The 19,762-nt window shown below is 67.7% G+C and carries 20 protein-coding genes, 1 tRNA gene and 1 pseudogene; 7 read left to right on the plus strand and 15 right to left on the minus strand.

Annotated elements, in window-relative coordinates:
- Positions 1–17: 17 nt before the first annotated feature.
- Positions 18–485: a TIR domain-containing protein gene (locus FVO59_RS16045; RefSeq protein WP_182253529.1), complete on the plus strand. Its 468-nt coding sequence runs from the start codon at positions 18–20 to the stop codon at positions 483–485.
- A 14-nt stretch (positions 486–499) separates the two neighbouring features.
- Positions 500–1,129, plus strand: a complete 630-nt coding sequence (locus FVO59_RS16050; RefSeq protein ID WP_182253530.1) for an Nmad2 family putative nucleotide modification protein — start codon at positions 500–502, stop codon at positions 1,127–1,129.
- Positions 1,130–1,144: 15 nt separating this feature from the next.
- On the opposite strand, the gene FVO59_RS16055 is transcribed toward FVO59_RS16050, so the two are convergent.
- The 4 genes from FVO59_RS16055 to FVO59_RS16070 all read right to left on the minus strand — a co-directional run bounded on the left by FVO59_RS16055 (position 1,145) and on the right by FVO59_RS16070 (position 5,167).
- Positions 1,145–2,299, minus strand: coding sequence for a nucleotide kinase domain-containing protein (locus FVO59_RS16055; RefSeq protein ID WP_259363311.1), 1,155 nt, complete (start codon positions 2,297–2,299; stop codon positions 1,145–1,147).
- On the minus strand, positions 2,296–3,855 hold the full coding sequence (locus FVO59_RS16060) for a thymidylate synthase (protein WP_182253531.1): 1,560 nt from the start codon (positions 3,853–3,855) through the stop codon (positions 2,296–2,298). Before FVO59_RS16060 ends, FVO59_RS16055 begins: the two co-directional genes overlap by 4 nt.
- A gap of 342 nt (positions 3,856–4,197) precedes the next feature.
- Positions 4,198–4,728 carry a helix-turn-helix domain-containing protein gene (locus FVO59_RS16610; RefSeq protein WP_259363312.1) on the minus strand — a complete coding sequence of 177 codons (531 nt, stop codon included), beginning with the start codon at positions 4,726–4,728 and terminating at the stop codon, positions 4,198–4,200.
- A gap of 365 nt (positions 4,729–5,093) precedes the next feature.
- A tRNA-Pro gene (locus FVO59_RS16070) sits at positions 5,094–5,167 on the minus strand.
- 144 nt (positions 5,168–5,311) lie between these two features.
- Here FVO59_RS16070 and FVO59_RS16075 point away from each other — a divergent pair.
- The 5 genes and pseudogenes from FVO59_RS16075 (at position 5,312) to FVO59_RS16095 (ending at position 9,090) form a co-directional block, all read left to right on the plus strand.
- Positions 5,312–5,896 (plus strand): GNAT family N-acetyltransferase, encoded by a 585-nt coding sequence (locus FVO59_RS16075; RefSeq protein ID WP_182253532.1) that lies wholly within the window; start codon positions 5,312–5,314, stop codon positions 5,894–5,896.
- 31 nt (positions 5,897–5,927) lie between these two features.
- Positions 5,928–6,380: a hypothetical protein gene (locus tag FVO59_RS16080; RefSeq protein ID WP_182253533.1), complete on the plus strand. Its 453-nt coding sequence runs from the start codon at positions 5,928–5,930 to the stop codon at positions 6,378–6,380.
- Positions 6,381–6,401: 21 nt separating this feature from the next.
- Complete coding sequence (locus tag FVO59_RS16085) at positions 6,402–7,070, plus strand: lysoplasmalogenase family protein (RefSeq protein WP_182253534.1); 669 nt, start codon at positions 6,402–6,404, stop codon at positions 7,068–7,070.
- Positions 7,070–7,446: pseudogene (hslR, locus tag FVO59_RS16090) on the plus strand (Hsp15 family ribosome-associated heat shock protein). Before FVO59_RS16085 ends, hslR begins: the two are co-directional and overlap by 1 nt.
- Positions 7,447–7,515: 69 nt before the next feature.
- On the plus strand, positions 7,516–9,090 hold the full coding sequence (locus tag FVO59_RS16095; protein WP_182253535.1) for an HNH endonuclease signature motif containing protein: 1,575 nt from the start codon (positions 7,516–7,518) through the stop codon (positions 9,088–9,090).
- 93 nt (positions 9,091–9,183) lie between these two features.
- On the opposite strand, the gene FVO59_RS16100 is transcribed toward FVO59_RS16095, so the two are convergent.
- The 11 genes from FVO59_RS16100 to FVO59_RS16150 all read right to left on the minus strand — a co-directional run bounded on the left by FVO59_RS16100 (position 9,184) and on the right by FVO59_RS16150 (position 19,740).
- On the minus strand, positions 9,184–10,110 hold the full coding sequence (locus tag FVO59_RS16100; protein WP_182253536.1) for an NUDIX domain-containing protein: 927 nt from the start codon (positions 10,108–10,110) through the stop codon (positions 9,184–9,186).
- Positions 10,111–10,489: 379 nt separating this feature from the next.
- Positions 10,490–11,560 carry a Glu/Leu/Phe/Val dehydrogenase family protein gene (locus FVO59_RS16105; protein WP_182253537.1) on the minus strand — a complete coding sequence of 357 codons (1,071 nt, stop codon included), beginning with the start codon at positions 11,558–11,560 and terminating at the stop codon, positions 10,490–10,492.
- Positions 11,561–11,669: 109 nt separating this feature from the next.
- Positions 11,670–13,190: a ribosome biogenesis GTPase Der gene (der, locus tag FVO59_RS16110; protein WP_182253538.1), complete on the minus strand. Its 1,521-nt coding sequence runs from the start codon at positions 13,188–13,190 to the stop codon at positions 11,670–11,672.
- Between the two features lie 2 nt (positions 13,191–13,192).
- Positions 13,193–13,879 carry a (d)CMP kinase gene (gene cmk, locus FVO59_RS16115; RefSeq protein WP_182253539.1) on the minus strand — a complete coding sequence of 229 codons (687 nt, stop codon included), beginning with the start codon at positions 13,877–13,879 and terminating at the stop codon, positions 13,193–13,195.
- On the minus strand, positions 13,872–14,996 hold the full coding sequence (locus FVO59_RS16120; RefSeq protein WP_182253540.1) for a prephenate dehydrogenase: 1,125 nt from the start codon (positions 14,994–14,996) through the stop codon (positions 13,872–13,874). Before FVO59_RS16120 ends, cmk begins: the two co-directional genes overlap by 8 nt.
- The gene (locus tag FVO59_RS16125) at positions 14,993–15,811 is read right to left on the minus strand and encodes a pseudouridine synthase (RefSeq protein WP_259363313.1); all 819 of its coding nucleotides are present in this window, start codon (positions 15,809–15,811) and stop codon (positions 14,993–14,995) included. The genes FVO59_RS16120 and FVO59_RS16125 overlap by 4 nt, the downstream gene beginning before the upstream one ends.
- Positions 15,808–16,428, minus strand: a complete 621-nt coding sequence (gene scpB, locus FVO59_RS16130; protein WP_182253541.1) for an SMC-Scp complex subunit ScpB — start codon at positions 16,426–16,428, stop codon at positions 15,808–15,810. Before scpB ends, FVO59_RS16125 begins: the two co-directional genes overlap by 4 nt.
- Positions 16,429–16,455: 27 nt before the next feature.
- Positions 16,456–17,316 carry a segregation and condensation protein A gene (locus FVO59_RS16135; protein WP_259363314.1) on the minus strand — a complete coding sequence of 287 codons (861 nt, stop codon included), beginning with the start codon at positions 17,314–17,316 and terminating at the stop codon, positions 16,456–16,458.
- Positions 17,300–18,190: a ParA family protein gene (locus tag FVO59_RS16140; protein ID WP_182253543.1), complete on the minus strand. Its 891-nt coding sequence runs from the start codon at positions 18,188–18,190 to the stop codon at positions 17,300–17,302. The genes FVO59_RS16135 and FVO59_RS16140 overlap by 17 nt, the downstream gene beginning before the upstream one ends.
- Before the next feature lie 46 nt (positions 18,191–18,236).
- On the minus strand, positions 18,237–18,968 hold the full coding sequence (locus FVO59_RS16145; protein ID WP_182253544.1) for a gamma-glutamyl-gamma-aminobutyrate hydrolase family protein: 732 nt from the start codon (positions 18,966–18,968) through the stop codon (positions 18,237–18,239).
- On the minus strand, positions 18,961–19,740 hold the full coding sequence (locus FVO59_RS16150; protein WP_182253545.1) for a 3-oxoacyl-ACP reductase: 780 nt from the start codon (positions 19,738–19,740) through the stop codon (positions 18,961–18,963). The genes FVO59_RS16145 and FVO59_RS16150 overlap by 8 nt, the downstream gene beginning before the upstream one ends.
- Positions 19,741–19,762 lie beyond the last annotated feature (22 nt).

Consider the following 19,762-nt stretch of genomic DNA (forward strand, 5'->3'; position numbering starts at 1 on the left):
GAAGGGAGGAGCCCGACGTGAGCGACCAACACAATATCTTCATCAGCCATCGTCACGAGGACGACGCGCTGGTCGGAGATCTCAAGAAGATGCTCGCCGGCAGCGGAGCCGAGATTCGAGACTCTTCGATCACGAGCGAGACCCCGAATAACGCGAAAAGCCCCGACTACATCAGGAAGCTCCTGGCGGACCAGATCCGATGGGCGGGAAAGATCATCGTCATCATCTCCCCCGACACGAAGAACCACGAGTGGGTTGACTGGGAGATCGAGTACGCCCGCAAGTTCCCCGACAAGCGGATCGTCGGAGTCTGGGCACCAGGTACCACGCACGACGACATGCCCGAACCGCTTGACGACTACGCGAACGCGGTCGTCAACTGGGATGCCCAGGCGATCATCGACGCGCTTGAGGGCAAGGACAACTGGACAGCGCCCAGCGGTACGCCCGCGCCTGTACAGTCCATCCCGCGGGCTGCCTGCTGACGGGGATGTCGAGCGTGAAGGTGTTCAGCTACATCGTTCGCTACGACGTCGGGTTCGCGCCAAATCCCTTTCACGGTGTCTGCTCTCTTGCCACTTGCAAGCAGGACATCCGCAAGGTCGCCCAGGTCGACGACTGGATAGTCGGCACCGGCTCCCGGCCGAACGGCAAAGCAGGCAACCTCGTCTACGCGATGCGCGTCGCAGAGATCGTGAGCTTCCAGGAATATTGGGATGATGAGCGCTTCGCCGAGAAACGGCCAAACCTTCGGGGCAGCCGCATGCAGCACTTTGGTGACAACATCTACCACCGGGATCCAGACGGTGAATGGATACAGGAGGACTCCCGCCACAGCAAAGCCGACGGCTCACTAGAGGCGCGGCACATGCTGCGCGACACGAAAAGCGAACGAGTGATGCTCGGAGACGAGTTCGTGTACTTCGGCGGAGACGGCCCGGTCATCCCCGAATCGCTGCGCAACGACTACGGCTTCGACCTCGTGCACACGGCACCTGCATACCGCAGCAACTTCACCGACGAGCACGTCGCTGCGATCATCGAGTGGGTGCGATCACTCGAACCGGGAGTGCAGGGACGCCCGCACGACTGGCCACGGCGTCACCAGCCCGCAACATCAACCGCGTGAGCGCCACGCTCTCATCTAGAACATGGGCTCGAGGACGCGCGCACGCACGAGCTCATCGCCCAGCACCTCGTTTTGAGGAAGGAGGCCATTGATCCCCCACTTGGGCGGGAAAAAGAGCGTCATCGGCTCGGGCGTGGAGACGTACCGCGATTTGATCCGGCTTCTCGCGCTAGCCAGCTCCGGAACCGCCTCACGGCAGTACTTGTCCGTCTCGCAAAAGAGGTTCTGAGCGTCGATCGCCTGTATCGGCCGGCCCCAGAGGCCGCTGAAGTCAAGTTCCAGACGGGCGAACTCGGCCTCCTGATTGTCGACCATCCACATGATCACCTCTTGCGGCGTAAGACCCCCCAGGTCGGAGAACACCTTCTTGATGCCGCGCAAAGCGCCCGGGCCAGGCTTCGTGAAGTCGTTCTCAGAAAAGTTCACGTGCTCCGAATAGTTCAGGTCAATCGCCATCTGATAGGACATGAAATCCCCCATCAAAGGGAAAGCGTGGAGCAGGTCGTAGACCTCTTCCAGCGACTCCGCCTCAAGAACCCGCTCGGCAAGGCGCGACCGCACGAACATATCCCGGAACAGCTCTACATGGTTCAGATGCTTGGCCTTTCGACCGTAAACGTCCGTGGCACAGAGGATAAACGCCCCTGTGTAGAGGCCTCCGTTGCGGTTCTTCGCCTCGGTGAGCGCAGCCTCGAACAAACCCGAGTCTAGATCGGCAATCCGAGGCGACCGGCCAAGTATCTCGACGACGGTCTCCCACGTACTGACATTGCTGAAGTTTCGGAACGCGACGATCTGGAACAGACGATCGGCAGGGCTTGAGTCGTCATCGCGGTAAGCGACATCACGGATGAGGTACTGGCTGACACGGTCAGCAGCCCGATAGACGTTGCAGAACTTGTACTCCTGGAGAATCCGGTCCTGCGTCCACGGCCCGGGAGCCCCAGCGATGCGCGCCTCAAACACATGCTGGCGCTCAGCCGCGAACTTCCAATAGATCTCGTAGACCCCGTCCCGGGGAGTTGGTGCTCGCATAACCCGTGCCCGTCTCCGCTCTGCGCTGCCTACGGTGATTCGCTTCTCGTGGGAGATGCAATTCCGACCCGTCGTCCAATGGTTCGCTCCATCATCTCCCCCGGATGCGTCGCTGCCGACCAGAACCGCCGTCATGACCGCACCGCATCGCGGCGCAGCGTGTGGGCTCCATCCGGGTCGGACCGCGCGACTGCAAGCAAGAGGCGTAACGCGGTCGCCGTCAGGCGCTCGGCCAATGCAAGCTTCTCCATCCACTCACCCTGCGGGTGGAGTTGGAGGAAGGCATCCAGCTCATTGAACGCCGTCGAGGCCCGTGCGGCCTCCGCACGGGCGGTCCTGACCTCTCCGTCGACGTCACGCGCCCGCATGAGCTCCTCGAAACCATTCGGGCCGTCGCTAAACCGCTCACCGCCGCTCGTGAAGAGATGATTAGCGACGTCGGCTGACTGGTCCGCGAGGAAGGTCTCATATTTGACCGCGTACACAAGGAGATCGACCGCAGTATCCAGAAGGGTTTCTCTCCCGGCTGCCGCACCACCCACCACCTGATCGATGCGATCAATCTTGCGGGCGAGGTTGGCGGCAATGCTGATCAGCTCTCCTCGCTTCTTCCACGAGTTGCCGTAGGCGGCGTCCTTAGAACGATGCAAGGCGATGACCGACTCGCGCAGGTCTACCCACTCCACTGTGGAGACGGGCTGGGATAGTAGCTGAGCAGCGTCTCGGAACAGTTGTTCATGAAGCGCGAACGCTATGTCACTGTGGCCAAGATCGTCGACGAGTTCACGCTGCCGGGCGCCGTCAGCACCTGCGACGATCGCCCATTTGATCGCGATCGCTTGAAGGAACTGACGCAGTAACGGGTCGGGGAAGCCAGCGATCTCCTCGGAACAGTCCTCCCCGGATGCCAGCCGAGCTTCGATATCGAACCAGAGATCGAGCACGCCCGCGAAGTCCTCCCATCGAGTCCCAAACTGAGCGCCCACCCATGCCTCCTCGTAGCCGGTGGCGCCGCCAAACCCGGCGAGCGCGCGGTCAGCTTGCCCGTTTCGCTCGTCGTAGAGATGTAGGGATGAGATGAAGAACGACACGTGACCGACTCGCGCACCGAGCCAGAAGGCCATCATCTCGTGCAGCACGCTCCACTCGAACGTGTTGATGCCGGAGAACCCCCATAGGATGTCGTTGGAACGCACGGTCACGTTGAGGTGGACTCTGCCATCCCTGATGAGGAAGTGCAGCCAGTTGTTGCAGGGCACATCGAGCGTATCCGCGAAGTCGCGCGCCGGATCGAACAAAACAGCGACCGCCCGGCGGGACTGAGGGTCCGAACGGAGGAGCTTGCGGATCTCATCCAGCTGATCGACTCCTTTCCAGTCGCGCAACCGTGGCCCATAGCCTCCCCGCCACGTCACCTGGTCGTCCGAGAATTGCAGCGCGCGGCCGAGATAGCGGGCTAGATACTCCATGTCATTGCGCCCAGCGAGCACCCACATCGTCTCGGCGATGGTCGCGAACACATCGTTACGACGACCCGGTATCGTGATGAATCGTTCCGTTGGCCGCGCCAAAGTCACAGCACGTGCGAGGCGCTCGTGAGTCGGCAGTCCGCGAACTCTCACCGGTCGCCCAATCGAACGAATCTCGGCAAGCTCGGCGATGAAGGCTCGCGCAGCGTTGCGATAGAGCATGCGTACCCTCCCGAGCCGCTTAGATCTTGAGATCAAGTATTCCGTGTGCTCGGACAAGTCGGGCGATCGAGGACCGCAACCCAACCGTGTCGTAGATGAGAGACTGCCAGATCAGATCCTGGTGGACGGTCGTATCGGTTCGCTCAACCGCTAGTTCGGCCGTGTCAGTGTCTTGCGCAAAGCTTCCCTGTACGACGCAGTTTGGTCAACACGACGAGATCGGTGCCGAATCGCGGCCTCGTGACTCCAAGTGTGAAGAACGTGCAGTACCGCCGTCGGCCCGTCGACGAAGAACTGCACCATGCTCCGCCAGCAGGGACACAAACTCGGGGTGGACCATTCTCAATCACCATCCTCGATGGTCAGCGATACACCAGGTGGCGGTGAGGTTGGTGCGGCACGGCAAGGAGGATCGCGGGGTACCCCGGCGCGCCCAGTTCGCAGAGCACGAGGTCGGTGCACGCGCCGCAAAAACCCGCATGTGCGCGGACGCTTGCCGCTCAGTCCGGAGTGGCGCGGTCGAACGTGGCAGGTTCCGAACCGAGGATACCGGGGCTCGACTTGAGCAGGCCATCTCACGAGGTGGCCGATCTCTCCGAAAGTGCCGATGGTCAGGCGCTGCCGGCTCATCGGATCATCCCCCTCTGGAAAGACAGGCGGTTCGGGGTCGCGTTGCTGCTCGATCCAGGTCCGCACGTCCGAGAGCGCGAACTTCAGATGCTTCCCGAAGCGATACGCTCGCGGACCGAGGCCGCGAGCGCGCCAGTCGTAGACGGAGGAGACGGGCACGCCCAGGTACGCGGCGAGCTCGCCGACGTCGAGCAGGGGTTCTAGGCCCCAGGGGTTGCCAGCCGGGCTGTGTTCGGTGTCCATACCGAACAGGTGCGTCCTGCTCCCACCCACGAATCGGGAGCAACCGGCACGGTCGCTCCCCGTGCCGGAGCGCGGCGGCCTGAGAGGGCCGCGAGGGCATCAAAGTAGTGGGTTTTCGATGACCGGATCACATCCACCTACAGAAAAAGCCCCGGAAACCCCGGAGTTTCCGGGACCTCTCGGTCGGGCTGCATCCCCACGGCGCCCTCCACGCGCCGCTCGTCGTCGAGATCGGCGAACGTCGGGCGGGCAAGCGGCGCGCGGAGCCTCTCGGCGCCGCGTGGCCCCGCTTTACAAGCGCGAGTAGACGAACGAGGAGGGCCCTCGATCCTTGCGAATCGAGAGCCCTCCTCGTTACGTCTACGTCGGGCTGACAGGATTTGAACCTGCGACCCCTTGACCCCCAGTCAAGTGCGCTACCAAGCTGCGCCACAGCCCGTGGCAGTCCGCGCTTTCGCGCGGGCAACTCCACTATCCTAGCCGACGGATTCAGCCATCGCGAACCGATGAAGTCGGGCGTGGCGAACGGCATCCACGAGCGGGATCCGTTGCCGATGTCGGCACCTCCGCGTAGCGTGCGAGCATGGCGACGATCACCACGGAACCGGCCACGATCACCCGGTGGGACGACGTGCAGCACTCGCTGTCAGGCGGCGGCGATGGGCGCAGCTGCCAGTGCATCTGGCCCGTCGTGCGCAACAAGGTCTGGCAGGCGACGTCGCTCGACGAACGGCGCGACATGCTGCACGACGAGGTCGCCGCCGGCCCTCCCCCCGGCCTCATCGCCTATGTCGATGGCGAGGCCGCAGGGTGGATCCGGGTCGGCCCTCGCACGGTGCAGCAGCGCATCCTGAACACGCGCGCAATCCTCGCAGCCACCGCCGAGCCGCTCGACGACGACTCCGTCTGGGCCGTGACCTGCTTCGTCGTACGCAAAGAGCACCGTGGCAAGGGTCTGAACGCCGAGCTGCTGGCATCCGCCCTCGACTTTGCCCGAGAGTCCGGTGCGCGCATGATCGAGGCCTACCCCGTCGACACGTCGACCGGATCCCATCGGTCCAACGACCTCTTCCACGGCACGCTGTCGACGTTCCTCGCCGCCGGATTCGACCAGGGCCCGACATTGACGGGAGGACGAGTCCTCGTGACGCGCGGCCTGGCCGACTGATCGCAGACCGGTCAGGCGCTACGGTGGCCGCATGAGCACCCAGCATCCGACCATCGAAGATCCGGAACTCGGCATCCTCTCGCGCGCCGAGACCACGCTCGACGATGGCGACGTCGTCACGCACGACTGGTACTCGGGCGCGCTGACGGTCGATGGCCGCGAGCTCGAGGTGATGATCGACGGAGCCGACATCGATGCCGTGGGAGCCCTCATCCCCCGCGTCCATGCCGTCGTGGCTGATCTCGACGGCATCCGGCGCCGAGCATCCGAAGCCATCATCACCCACTTCAGCGATGGCGACCCCTCGCCGACTGAGCTGGAAGAGGGCGCAGGCGATCTGGTGCTCGACACCCTCGAGATCACCGACGACGCGACGGTGCTGCACTTCACCGACTCGTGCGGGCGGCACTTCCCCGAAGGATACTGGCCCGCCGTGCACCTCGGCGTCGACGGGCAGATCGGCGAAGTCACCGTCGAGGGCTGACCGGCTCAATACGATGGGTGGATGCCCCGCAGCATCCGTCCTCTCGACATCGCCGTCTGGACCCCGTACGTCGTTCTCGCCATCGTCCACGTCAGCGCTCTCGCCGCACAGAGCTCACTCGCCGCGCCCACGAAACTGACCCTGATGCCGCTGCTCGCGCTGCCTGTTCTCGCCGCCGCTCCGAGACTCCGGCCGCGGATCACGATCGCACTTCTGCTCGCGGCTCTGCTCTTCTCATGGCTCGGCGACGGCGCCGGTATATTCTTCCCCGACGGCCCCGAGCTGCCCCTCATGCTGCTGTTCTTCGGCATCGCGCACATCGCCTACATCGTCGTCTTCCTGCGATTCACGCGCATCCGCCGTCTGCCCTGGTGGACGCTGATCTACGCAGCCTGGTGGGTCGGGATGCTGATCGTCCTCGGCCCGCACATCGGCGGTCTGTTCTTCGCCGTCGCCGCGTACGGACTCGTTCTCGCCGGCACCGCGGCGACCTCCGCCCGAGGCAACGCGATCATCGCGACGGGCGGCGCGTTCTTCCTCGCCAGTGACTCGATTCTCGCGTTCCGTCTGTTCCTCCCAGACATGATGCCGGGCTGGACGAGTCCGGCGGTGATGCTCACCTACACACTCGGGCAGGGGCTGATCATCGCGGGCGCGATCGTCGCGCTGCGGAAGGAGAAGAGCAGCTGATGGATGCCGTGAAGCCGGTCCGTGTCGACAGCTGGCTCTGGGCGATCCGCATCTACAAGACCCGCTCTGCCGCCACGACCGCCTGCCGCGCCGGCCACGTGCGCGTGGGCGGCGAGCGGACCAAGGCGGCGCAGACGGTGAAGCCGGGCGACGAGGTGAGGGTGCGGATGTCTGGTTTCGACCGCATCCTCATCGTGAAGCAGACCCTGTCGAAGCGGGTCGGCGCGCCGGTCGCCGTCACCGCCTATGAAGACCGCACTCCCCGAGGGAGCCATCGGCCATGCTCGCCGTGCGGGATCGCGGCGCAGGTCGCCCCACCAAGCGCGAGCGTCGCGAGATCGACCGCCTTCGCGGCCGGGATGCCTACGACGACTGAACTCCGCGGGTTATCCACAGAATGGCGCGACCTCGACCGAATGTCGTAGGTATGTTCTAATCTGGATGCATGGCCGCAGACTTCACCGAACTCCTCGAACGGCGCACCGCGCTGCTCGACGAGTGGACGGCGAAGCAGCGTGAGATCGCGGCGCTGCAGGCCGAGGCTTCTACACTGCTGGCCCGTCGCTGGGATCTGTGGCAGGAAGAGGTGGCGGCTGCCCCGCAGCATCGCGATGCCATCGAGCGTTCGATGATCTCGGAGTATTCGGCCGCGGGTCACATCTCGCACGGATCGATGGTCTTCGCCTTCGCCGACGCTCATCTGCTGGCCAGCGAGTTCGAGACGGTCCGCGAGTCCTTCGCTGCCGGGAGCATCACGCCCGGTCATGTGCGCGAGATCCTGCGGGAGGCAGCACCGGTGCGCGAGTCGATCGACGCCGGCATGGTCGACGCCGACACGCTGCTGCTGTACGAGGCCGCGGCGCTCGAGACCGCCGAGCACGACACCGTCGGCCGCACTCGCGCTCAGGCTCGTCGCATCGCAGCGGCTCTGGCCGGTTCGACCGTCGTCGAGCAGCACGAGCGCGCTGCAGCAGATCGCACGGTCACCATCCGCTCGATCGGCGACGGGCTGGTGCTGCTGCAGGCCGTGCTGTCTGAGCATCTGGGGGTCGCGATCCTCGATCGCCTGACGAAGATGGCGCGGCACATGAAGCAGCACCCCGAAGACCGCGATCCGGACTTCGGTCCCTCCGAACCCGAAGAGGTCGGTCTCGACACCGAGACGCTTCTGCCGCTGGACGGTGGGATGCCGGATGCCCAGATGCCGGATGCCCAGATGCCGGATGCTGCGATGCCGGACACCCAGATGCCGGATGCCCACGCCGGGGCGATCTTCGGATCACACACCTTCACGGCAGACCCCTTCGACCTTCCCCTGGATCCGAAGTTCCACGATGACAGCCCGTGCATCATCCACGTTCCCGCCGACACGAGGACCATGGATCAGCTGCGCGCAGATCTCTTCACCGATCTGCTGCTCGCCTCGACGCCGACCGACGCGCACGGCGCCGGGCTCGAGAGCATCCACGCCACCATCCAGGTGACGGTCGCGGCCACGACGCTCGCCGGCGGCGATGACCGGCCGGCAGAGCTCGACGGGTTCGGCGCGCTGATGCCAGACGTCGCGCGCTCCCTCTCAGGGCAGCGAACCGGCTGGACGCGGCTGTTCCTCGACGCATCCGGCATGGTCGTCGAGACCGATACGTACACGCCGACCGAGCAGATGCGCCGGTTCTTGCGAGCCCGCGATCAGCACTGCCGCTTTCCCGGATGCCGCGCTCCCGTGCACCGTAGTCAGATCGACCACCACGAAGACTGGGCGTTGGGCGGCAAGACGCACGTCGACAACCTGGCGCACTTCTGCGGCCGGCATCATCCTCTCAAGCATCCCGACATCCCCGACAGCCATCGGTGGTTCGCGCGTCAGCTGCCCGATCGCTCGGTCGAATGGACCAGCCCGAATGGGCGCACCTATCGCGACAAGCCGAACCGGCGGGTCATGTTCGTGCCCTCGGTCGATCCGCCCGATCCACCGGGCGAACCGGGTCGCTTCGATCCGCCGGAGCGACCACCGTTCTGACCTGCTCGAAGGTCCTTCACGCTCCGCCACCGTCGACAGAGCTCCGAGGTAGATCAGCGATGCCGAGCGACCCGAAAGCGATCGCGTCAGGGTTCAGCCGCGGGCATCCAGCTGTCGCAGCAGCCAGCCGGCCGACTCGACCCGCGCACCGGCCTCTTCGAGCCTGACGGTCAGCCCGCGATCGCTGGTCACAGCGGTGACCTCCGATCCGTCCACTAGGAGGCACCGCGCCTCCTCGACGATCGCGTCGTCGCCCGCGCCGTCGGCGCGCACGATGGCGACGCGGGCGCCGTGCGTCTGGTGACTGGCATCCGGAATCGCCCGCGCAGCGCCCTCCACGACCATCGACACCGGCGGGAACCACCGGTCGGCTTCGAGGCCCAGCGCCTCGGCGTCCACCCCGCCGGCCGCCCAGGCCGACAGGCGCGCGTGCAGACGCGACGCCGCGCCCATGCGGTCCTTCCACCAGCCGTCCGGCACCGAGCCGACGACGTTCGCGGCATCGACGACGATCGCCGGATGCGCCGCCAGCAGCGACCGCAGCAGCGGCCACGCCGCGCCGAAACCCGGGTGCAGCGGCCGCTGGTCGACCTCATCGACCGGAACCCACTCCAGCGCAAGGCTCTCGGGGTCGCTGATCACGGGGTCGAACGGAGCCAGCACGTCGGCGACCACCGTCGTGTATGACCAGATCTCCAGATCGAGGACGCGGGCGAAGCGCGCATGCAGCGCGCCATCAGGGATGCCGGCCTCCTCCTGCGCCTCGCGCAACGCTCCGTCGAGCGCCGACTCACCCTCATGCAGGGCGCCACCGGGGATTCCCCACGTTCCCCCGAAATGACTCCAGCCGACGCGGTGCTGCAGCAGCACTCCGCGCTGGCGGTCGACGGCGAGAACGCCGGCGGCGCCGAACCGGCCCCAGTACTTCTCGCCGGTCGGCGCGACGACCCAGGCATCTCCGGGATCCTGCGGCCCGAGCGGGCGACGCGGCTCATCGGGGGCCGGGGGAACGATCGTCACTCCCCCAGCCTTTCATGCCGCGACGCCCTCCGGCGCACGAAGCGCTGACAAGGGCGGCACGCGGTGCGCCGAGCGCGGAGCGCCGAGCGCCGACAAGACCGGTACGCCGAGACGGCACCCGGTACGCCGACAAGCCGAGCACACCAAGACGATATGCCGAGCGCCGACAAGGCCCACACTCAGTACGCCGAGACGGCACGCGGTACGCCGACAAGGCCGGTACGCCGAGACGGCACGCCGGCATGACCGGCACGCCGAGACGGCACGCCATGCGCCGACAAGCCGAGCACACCGAGACAGCACGCCATACGCCGACAAGGCGAACACGCCGAAACGGCACGCCATGCGCCGACAGGGCGAGCACAGAGCGCCACGAACCTCAGCGCACCCCGACCGCGGCTCCCGCACGCAGACGCGACGCGGCGAGCTCCTCCGCCGCCCGCAGCGGCGTCACGCCGCGCGTCTCGGCATCGTCGAGGATGCGCCGCACGGTGTCGCCGATGCCGGCCACCCGCTGCATGATCTCCTCACTCGACCCGATGCGCTTCGCCTCGAGGTCGAGGTAGATGACGCCGCCGGCGTTCACGACGAAGTCGGGTGCGTACAGCACCCCGCGCTGCGCCAGCCGCTCGGCGCCCGAGCGATCCGCGAGCGGGTTGTTCGCCGGTCCGCAGACGGCCTTCACGTCGAGCGCGTCGATGACGTCGTCGGTCAGCACACCCCCGATGCCGGCCGGCACGAACACATCGCCCGGAACGAGATGCTCGGTGCCGGGCTCTACCCAGGTCGCGCCGATCTCGTCGGCGAATCCGCGGCGCGCTGGGTTGATGTCGGTGACGGTCAGCAGCGCCCCCTGCTCGGCGAGACGGGATGCCAGACGGCCGCCCACCTGACCGAGGCCGGAGATCGTGATATGGCGACCCGAGACGTCCGCCGAACCGGCGACCCGCTCCAGCACGGCCTCCAGCGACGCGTACACGCCGAGGCTGGTGGGGCCGGCGGGCTCGCCGGAGCCGCCGACGGCGGAGGGCAGCCCGACCACGTGCTGGGTGCGCTCGCTCACCGTGAGCATGTCGTCAGTGGTCGATCCGACGTCCTCCGCGGTGCGGTACAGGCCGCCCATGAGCTCCACGGCGTCGCCGAGGTCGAGGAAGGCATCGCGACGACGCCCTTCGTCGAGGGCATCCCCGGGCGCCAGCCCGATCACCGACTTGCCGCCACCGGCATCCAGCCCCGCGGCCGCGTTCTTCAACGTCATCGCGGCGGACAGCCGCAGAGCATCGCCGAGAGCGTCGCTCCAGTGCGGGTACGTCCACAGGCGCGCTCCGCCCAGGGCGGATCCGAGCACGGACGAGTGCAGCGCGACGGCGATGAACAGCCCGCTCCGTCGTCCGGTCATCACCTCCACGCGCTCGTGGGTGACATCGGGCAGGGGCAGGGTGTGCGACATTGCATCCTCGTATCGTGCGGGCCTTGTGGGCGGTGCGTCGGACGCCGCGGTGTTGCGGCATCCGCCTCCCATTCTGCCCGTCGACGGGCTCAGGAGCCCAGACGAGGTGTCAGCGCTGTCGACGCTCCCTCACGCGCATGTTGATGACGATCGGGGTTCCCTCGAACGAGTACAGCTCGCGCAGTCGACGCTGCACATAGCGACGGTAGCCGGGGTCGAGGAATCCGGTCGTGAACAGCACGAACGTCGGCGGGCGGGTCGACGCCTGGGTGCCGAACAGGATGCGTGGCTGCTTGCCGCCGCGAAGCGGGTGCGGGTGCGCGGCGACGAGCTCGGTGATGAAGGCGTTGAACTTGCCCGTCGGGATGCGGCGGTCCCAGTTCTCCAGCGCCTGCTCGAGAGCGGGCACGAGCTTGTCGAGGTGACGGCCGGTCTTGGCCGAGATGTTCACCCGCGGAGCCCACGCGACATGCGCGAGGTCCTGCTCGATCTCGCGCTCGAGATAGCGGCGGCGATCGGCGTTCTCCATGTCGTCATCCGACAGACGATCCCACTTGTTGAACGCGAGCACCAGCGCGCGCCCCGACTCGAGCACCATGTCGATGATGTTCAGGTCCTGCACGCTGATCGGCTGCGACACGTCGAGCACGACGACGGCGACCTCGGCCTTCTCGAGCGCGGCCGAGGTGCGAAGCGACGCGTAGAAGTCGGCGCCCTGCTGCAGGTGCACGCGACGGCGGATGCCCGCGGTGTCGACCAGACGCCACATCTTCCCGCCCAGTTCGACGATCTCGTCCACCGGGTCGCGGGTGGTGCCGGCGAGGTCGTTGACGACCACACGCTCCTCCCCCGCAGCCTTGTTCAGCAGCGACGACTTGCCCACGTTCGGGCGGCCGATGATCGCGACGCGGCGCGGGCCGCCGATCTCGGCCTTCGCCACAGCCGACACCTCGGGCAGCTTCTTGATGACCAGGTCGAGCAGGTCGGCGACTCCGCGGCCGTGGATGGCCGACACGGGGTGCGGCTCGCCGAGGCCGAGGTTCCAGAGAGCGGCTGCCTCGGGCTCCTGACGGGCGTCGTCGATCTTGTTCGCGACGAGGAAGACGGGCTTGCCGCTCTTGCGCAGCAGCTTCACGACGTACTCGTCGGTCGAGGTGGCGCCGACCTTCGCATCAACGACGAACAGCACCATGTCGGCCAGGTCGATCGCGACCTCGGCCTGTGCCGCCACCGAGCGGTCGATGCCCTTGGCATCCGGCTCCCACCCGCCGGTGTCGACCAGCGAGAAACGACGGTCGTTCCACTCGGCCTTGTAGGTCACGCGGTCGCGGGTGACGCCGGGGGTGTCCTCGACGACCGCCTCACGGCGGCCGAGGATGCGGTTCACCAGCGCCGACTTGCCGACGTTGGGACGCCCGACGATCGCCACGACCGGCAGCGCCGGCGAGTACTCGATCGCGTCTTCGCCGCGTGCGAGCCCCTCGAGCAGAGCGGCATCGTCTTCCTCGAGCTCGTAGTCGCCGAGCGACGCGCGCATCGCGGTGGCCCGCTGCTCGGCGAAGTCCTCGTCGAGCGAGGCCATCTTCTCCACGAGATCGTCGGGGGCGCCGGTGTACTCTTCATCGGCCATGTTCAAGCTCCTCTGTCAGCGTCGCGCCGCTGGGCGATCACCGCGAGCACGGCGTCGATGGTCTGCGCGAAATCAAGTTCGGTGGAGTCGACCACGTCAACGCCTTCGGCGGCGTTGAGGAAGTCGACGACGGTGCTGTCGGACGCGTCGCGCTTGTGCAGCGCTTCCGCGACAGCGGCGGCGTTCTCGCCCGCGAGCTCGCCGGCGCGCCGGGCGGCGCGCACCTCCGGCGCCGCGGTGAGCAGGATCCGCACCGGCGCGTCCGGCGCCACGACGGTGGTGATGTCTCGTCCCTCGACGATCACCGCGGGATAGGCGGACTCCGCGACGATCCGGCGGAACATCTCGTTCACCTGCACACGGATCTCGGGCACGCGGGCGACGCCGCTGACGGCGCCGGACACCCGCGGCTCGCGGATGGCTGCGGTCACGTCGACATCACCGACGCGCACGATCCGGTCGTCGGGGTCGAGCCCCTGCGAGAACGGGAAGTCGGATGCCGCTGCGCGGACGGCATCGGCATCCGCGGTGTCGTCTCCGCGGTCGAGGACGTGCCATGCGAGCGCACGGTACGCGGCGCCGGTGTCGAGGTAGCCGTAGCCCCGGCGGCGCGCGATCTCCTTCGAGACGCTGGACTTGCCGGATCCCGCCGGCCCGTCGATCGCGATGAACTTGTCAGCGCTAGTCATTCGTGTTCCCCGCAATCCGCCAGCCGCGTTCTTCCAGTCCATCGATCGCACCGCGCAGCGCGGCGGGTGCCACGCTGATCTCTGCGAGACCGAACTGGGCGCCGGGAGAGTGCTCCAGACGCAGATCCTCCACGTTCACTCCCAGCTCGCCGAGCTCGCCGAACAGGCGCGCCAGCTGACCGGGGGTGTCGTCGACCATGACGACGAGCGTCTCGAAGCGGCGGTTCTGACCGTGCTTGCCCGGCAGCCGCTCGACGCCCTCGTTGCCCTGGCGGATGGCGTCGGCCACCGTGCGCCGTGCGCCCGGTGCCTCGGGCTCGCGAAGCGCGTCGGCCACCTCCTTGAGGTCGACGGCCAGTGCATCCAGCAGTTCCACGACCGGCGCCGCGTTCGCGCCGAGGATCTGCACCCATAGCTCGGGCGCCGAGGCCGCGATGCGGGTCATGTCGCGCACTCCCTGGCCGGCGAGACGCAGCGAGCCCTCCTCGGCCTCGGCGAGCCGGCCGGCGAGCAGACTCGCGACCATCTGGGGCACGTGCGACGTGAGCGCGACGGCCCGGTCGTGCTCCTCTGGAGTCATCTCCAGCGGCATGGCGCCGACATCGAGCGCGAGAGCCTCGACCAGCGCGAGGTCGGCGGCCCGCGTCTGCTCGTCGCGGCACACGACCCACGGGCGACCGATGAACAGGTCGGCGCGCGCCGAGATCGCGCCCCCTCGCTCGCGCCCGGCGAGCGGATGCGAGCCGATGTAGCGGACGAGGTCGACGCCGCGGCGGCGCAGCTCGTCGAACGGCTCGAGTTTCACGCTCGCGACGTCGGTGACGACAGCATCCGGGTATGCTGCCAGCTCGGCCTCGATGACGTCTGCGGTCACATCCGGCGGCACGGCCACGACGATCAGCCGGGGGGCGTCGTCTTCGCGGGCGGCACGACCCGCGCCGTAGTCGATGGCGAGGCGCAGCTGCGCGGGCGAGGCGTCGGCGAGCACGACGTCCACGCCCTTGGCACGCAGCGCGTGGCCGATGCTCGAGCCGAGGAGCCCGGCTCCGACGACGCGCACCGTCCCCGAGAGCCGCGCCGCATTCTGCGGCGCGCGCGCACCATTGGAATCGCTCACTCGTTCTCCTGAGGGCTGTCGTGCGCTCGTCGCTGCTCGGAGGCAGCGGGCGCCGGGGAATCCTGGCGCGACAGAGTCAGCAGTGCGCCTCGTTCGATTTTAGTCAGCTCGCGCGCCTTCCCGACCGGGAGAGTTCCCAGGTGCAGCGGACCGAACTGGCGGCGCACCAGTTCGTCGACGGGATGCCCGACCGCTGCCATCATGCGCCGGACGATCCGGTTGCGCCCCGAATGCAGGGTGAGCTCGACGAGACTCGACCCGCGCGAGACATCGAGCAGCCTCGCCTTGTCTGCCTTGATCGGGCCGTCCTCGAGCTCGATCCCGCGCGTCAGCTGCGCGATCGTCTGCGCGGTGACCGCACCCGACACCTTCGCGATGTACACCTTGGTGACGCCGAACGAGGGGTGCGCGAGCACGTGGGCAAGCTCGCCGTCGTTGGTGAGGATGAGGAGGCCGCTGGTCTCGGCGTCCAGCCGCCCGACGTTGTACAGCCGCTCCGGCCACTCCTTCGTGAAGCGGCGGAGGTCGGGCCGGCCGTTCTCGTCCTTCATGGTGCTGACCACGCCGGTCGGCTTGTTCAGCATCACGTAGCGCTTCGAGACGTCGAGCTGCACGGCGGTGCCGTCGACATCGATGAGGTCGGTCTCGGGGTCAATGCGGGTGCCCAGTTCGGTTACGGTCTTCCCGTTGACGCGGATGCGGCCCTCGACGATGTACTGCTCGATCACTCGGCGCGAGGCCACGCCGGCGTTGGCCAGCGCCTTCTGCAGGCGGATGCCGTCGGGCTGGTCCATCCGGGGTCGGTCGATGCTCATCGGATCATTCCCTCTTCGAAGCCATCGGCGCCGTCGTCGAGCAGCGGTGAGATGGGCGGCAGCTCGTCGATCGAGTTGATCCCGAGGTGCTGCAGCAGCTGGTCGGAGGTGCCGTAGTTGATCGCGCCGGTCTCGGAGTCGGCGAACAGCTCCGTGATGAGGCCGCGCGCGAGCAGCGTGCGCACGACCGAATCGACGTTGACGGCGCGGATGGACGCCACCTGGCCACGTGTCACGGGCTGCTTGTAGGCGATGACGGCGAGCGTTTCGAGGGCCGCCTGCGACAGCCGGGCCGGAGCCTGCCCCCCGATGAAGTCCGCGACGAGGTCGTCGTGGTCCTCCCGCACGTACAGGCGCCATCCGCCGCCGACCTCGCGCAGCTCGAAGCCGCGCCTGGGGCCTCGCCCTCGCCCGTCGTAGTCCTCCACGAGGGCTTCGAGCACCTGGCGCACCGCCGGCACCGGCGCGTGCACCGAAGCGGCGAGGGCGACCAGCGCGATCGGCTCGTCGACGATCAGCAGGATCGCCTCCACCCGCTCCGCGAGCGGCGTCTCGAGGGTCGTCTCGAGGGTCGCGTCGCCGTCCGTCGTGTCGTCCACCGGTGGCGTCTGGGTCATGGCATCCGTCTCTCGGGTCTCATCTGCTCACTTGTCGTAGTCGGCGCCGAGCGTGGCGAGCTGCTCATCCGACCAGCTCTCCGCCGACCAGCGCAGCGTCAGCTCGCCGAGCGGCTCGAGCTGCTCGAACGACAGCGCGGCATGGCGGTACAGCTCGAGCACCGAGATGAAGCGCGCCACGACGATGCCTGGTTCGCTCACTCCCGCGACGAGGTCGCGGAAGGTCAGGGATTCGGTGCTGCGCAGCAGGGTCACGACGACCGCGGCCTGCTCGCGGATGCTCACCAGCGGCGCGTGCAGGTGATCGAGGCCGACGGTCGGCAGCTCCTTGGGCGCGAAGGCCATCAGGGCGAGGGCGGCGAAGTCCGACGGGCTCAGCGTCCAGACCAGCTCCGGCGTCTTGCGGCGGTGCTTCTCGTCAAGGGGAACGGCCCGCACATGGCGGCGATCCTCCCGCTGCAGACAGCGGGCGAACCACGCCGAGACCTCTTTGAACGCCCGGTACTGCAGCAGCCGCGCGAACAGCAAGTCCCGCGCCTCGAGCAGCGCCACGGATTCGGCGTCGACGAGCTCGCCCTGCGGCAGCAGGCCTGCGATCTTCATGTCGAGCAGCGTCGCGGCGACGACGAGGAACTCGGAGGCCTGGTCGAGCTCGGCGTCTCCGTCCAGCTCCTTCAGGTACGAGATGAACTCGTCGGTGACGCGGCTCAGCGACACCTCGGTGATGTCGAGCTCGTGCTTGGAGATCAGGTTCAGCAGCAGATCGAACGGTCCGTCGAAGTTCGACAGCGAGACCCGGAACCCCTCGGTCGGCTCGGCGACCGGCTCGACCGGCGCGCCCTGAGCGCTGCCGGCGGGCTCGAGGACGTCCTCAGGCGACGGCGCCACGGGCGACCAGCTCCCGCGCCAGTCGCAGGTACGCCTGTGCTGCGGCGTGCTCGGGCGCGAACTCGGTGATGGGAACCCCCGACACCGACGCATCGGGGAACTTCACGGTGCGACCGATCACGGTCTCGAGGACGTCGTCCCCGAATGCCTCGACCACGCGCTCCAGAACCTCGCGCGAGTGGAGCGTGCGCGGGTCGTACATGGTCGCGAGCAGGCCGTCGAGTTCGATGGCGGGGTTGAGCCGGTCGCGCACCTTGTCGATCGTCTCGATCAGCAGTGCCACGCCGCGCAGCGCGAAGAACTCGCACTCCAGCGGGATCAGCACGCCGTGCGCAGCCGTCAGCGCGTTCACCGTGAGCAGGCCGAGCGATGGCTGGCAGTCGATGAGGATGACGTCGTACTCACCCGACACGTGCCGGAGCACGCGCGAGAGGATGGTCTCGCGCGCCACCTCGTTGACGAGGTGCACCTCCGCCGCCGAGAGGTCGATGTTCGCGGGCAGCACGTCGAGGTTCTCGACCGACGACCGCACGATCGCCTCACGCGGGTCGCGTTTGGTGTCCAGCAGCAGGTCGTAGACGGTGGGCACGTCGTGCGTCTGGATGCCGAGGCCAGCCGACAGCGCGCCCTGCGGGTCGAAGTCGACGGCGAGCACCCTGCGGCCGTACTCGGCGAGCGAGGCGGCGAGGTTGATGGAGGTCGTCGTCTTGCCGACGCCGCCCTTCTGGTTGCACAGGGCGATGATGCGCGCCGGGCCGTGCGAATCGAGCGGCGCGGGGATCGGGAACCCCTGATAGGGACGACCGGTCGGGCCGATGGGGGTGTCGTCGCCCTTCGCCGCCTTCGACCTGGTCTTCGTCACCTTGTCCGCCATCCTGCTCCTTCGTGCTCGCTCGATTGTAGCCGCAGGGCGTGTGCGGTCACCGGCGGCGCGCGGCGCGCTCCCTCGCTGCGGCGACGAGTCCGTCGAACACTCCGGAGTCGTCGGCGGTCTCCGGATGCCACTGCACGCCGACGGCGAAGCGGTCGCCGTCGGCCTCCATCGCCTGCGCGACGCCGTCGCCGTCGCGCGCGACGATCCGGAATCCGGGGTGGGCGTCGACGGCCTGATGGTGATGACTGGGCACGCTCAGCCTCGACGCGATCAGCTCGGTGACCCGTCCAGGCCCGTCGACCGTCACCTCGGTGCTGCTGTAGCCGTCTGGAGGGCCAGCGTGCACCGCATGGCCCACCACGTCGGGCAGGTGCTGCACGAGGGTCCCGCCCGCCGCGACGGCCATCATCTGCATGCCGCGGCAGATGCCGAGCACGGGCAGCCGCGCCTCGTCGGCCTCTGCCAGCAGCCACAGCTCCGAGGCATCCCGGTCGTCGTACCAGACCGTCACCTGCGGGTCCGGCTGCTGACCGTAGCGGGCGGGGTTGATGTCGGCCCCGCCCGCGATCAGCAGTCCGTCCAGCCGGCTCAGTGCGACACGGGCCGCCTCGCGCGAGGCGAGCGGGGGAAGCAGCACCGGCACTCCCCCTGCGCGCTCGACCGACAGGGCGTAGTCCGACGGCAGCAGGTCGGCGGGCACGTCACGCCACGCCCCCCAGCCGGCCGGCTGGCGGTACGTGGTGATGCCGATGACCGGTGCCGGGCCCGGGTCACTCAAAGTCGCTCTCCAGCGGTGTCACGTAGGCGTTCGAGAGTCCGCCGTCGACGAGGAAGTCCATCGCCGTGATGAAGCTCGACTCGTCGCTGCCGAGGAAGGACACGGCGTTCGCGATCTCCTCCGGCTCGGCGAAGCGGCCCATCGGCACGTGCACGAGCCGGCGAGCGGCGCGCTCGGGGTCCTTGGCGAACAGCTCCTGCAGCAGGGGGGTGTTGACCGGCCCCGGGCACAGAGCATTCACCCGGATGCCCTTGCGCGCGAACTGCACGCCCAGTTCACGTGTCATCGCGAGCACGCCGCCCTTCGAGGCGGTGTAGGAGATCTGCGAGGTAGCGGCGCCCATGATGGCCACGAACGACGCGGTGTTGATGATCGATCCGCTGCCCTGCCCGAGCATGTACGGCAGCACGGCCTTGCAGCAGTAGTAGACGCTGGTGAGGTTGACGTCCTGCACCAGGTTCCAGGCGTCGATCCCGGTCTTCAGGATCGAGTCGTCCGACGCGGGCGAGATGCCCGCGTTGTTGAACGCGATGTCGATGCGCCCGTACGTGTCGTGCGCGACCTTGAACAGGTTCTCGACCTCAGCCTGATCCGTGACGTTCACCTTGACGAAGACGCCGCCGAGTTCGTCTGCGATGCGCGGGCCGTTCTCCTCGTCGAGGTCGCCGATGACGACCTTCGCGCCCTCCGCGACGAACTTCTTCGCCGTCGCGAGACCGATTCCGCTGCATCCGCCGGTGATGACGCCGACCTTGCCCTCGAGCTTTCCCATCGTGTGTTCCTTCATGTCTTTC

The organism is Microbacterium esteraromaticum, from assembly GCF_014084045.1.
Taxonomy (GTDB): Bacteria; Actinomycetota; Actinomycetes; order Actinomycetales; family Microbacteriaceae; genus Microbacterium; species Microbacterium esteraromaticum_D.

What these genes read in the sequence shown, in the direction of transcription:
- FVO59_RS16055 (WP_259363311.1), bottom strand. Translation starts at nt 2,299, where the DNA reads ATGACGGCGGTTCTGGTCGGCAGCGACGCATCCGGGGGAGATGATGGA.
- FVO59_RS16060 (WP_182253531.1), bottom strand. Translation starts at nt 3,855, where the DNA reads ATGCTCTATCGCAACGCTGCGCGAGCCTTCATCGCCGAGCTTGCCGAG.
- FVO59_RS16610 (WP_259363312.1), bottom strand. Translation starts at nt 4,728, where the DNA reads ATGGACACCGAACACAGCCCGGCTGGCAACCCCTGGGGCCTAGAACCC.
- FVO59_RS16075 (WP_182253532.1), top strand. Translation starts at nt 5,312, where the DNA reads ATGGCGACGATCACCACGGAACCGGCCACGATCACCCGGTGGGACGAC.
- FVO59_RS16080 (WP_182253533.1), top strand. Translation starts at nt 5,928, where the DNA reads ATGAGCACCCAGCATCCGACCATCGAAGATCCGGAACTCGGCATCCTC.
- FVO59_RS16085 (WP_182253534.1), top strand. Translation starts at nt 6,402, where the DNA reads ATGCCCCGCAGCATCCGTCCTCTCGACATCGCCGTCTGGACCCCGTAC.
- FVO59_RS16095 (WP_182253535.1), top strand. Translation starts at nt 7,516, where the DNA reads ATGGCCGCAGACTTCACCGAACTCCTCGAACGGCGCACCGCGCTGCTC.
- FVO59_RS16105 (WP_182253537.1), bottom strand. Translation starts at nt 11,560, where the DNA reads ATGTCGCACACCCTGCCCCTGCCCGATGTCACCCACGAGCGCGTGGAG.
- der (WP_182253538.1), bottom strand. Translation starts at nt 13,190, where the DNA reads ATGGCCGATGAAGAGTACACCGGCGCCCCCGACGATCTCGTGGAGAAG.
- cmk (WP_182253539.1), bottom strand. Translation starts at nt 13,879, where the DNA reads ATGACTAGCGCTGACAAGTTCATCGCGATCGACGGGCCGGCGGGATCC.
- FVO59_RS16125 (WP_259363313.1), bottom strand. Translation starts at nt 15,811, where the DNA reads ATGAGCATCGACCGACCCCGGATGGACCAGCCCGACGGCATCCGCCTG.
- scpB (WP_182253541.1), bottom strand. Translation starts at nt 16,428, where the DNA reads ATGACCCAGACGCCACCGGTGGACGACACGACGGACGGCGACGCGACC.
- FVO59_RS16140 (WP_182253543.1), bottom strand. Translation starts at nt 18,190, where the DNA reads ATGGCGGACAAGGTGACGAAGACCAGGTCGAAGGCGGCGAAGGGCGAC.
- FVO59_RS16150 (WP_182253545.1), bottom strand. Translation starts at nt 19,740, where the DNA reads ATGGGAAAGCTCGAGGGCAAGGTCGGCGTCATCACCGGCGGATGCAGC.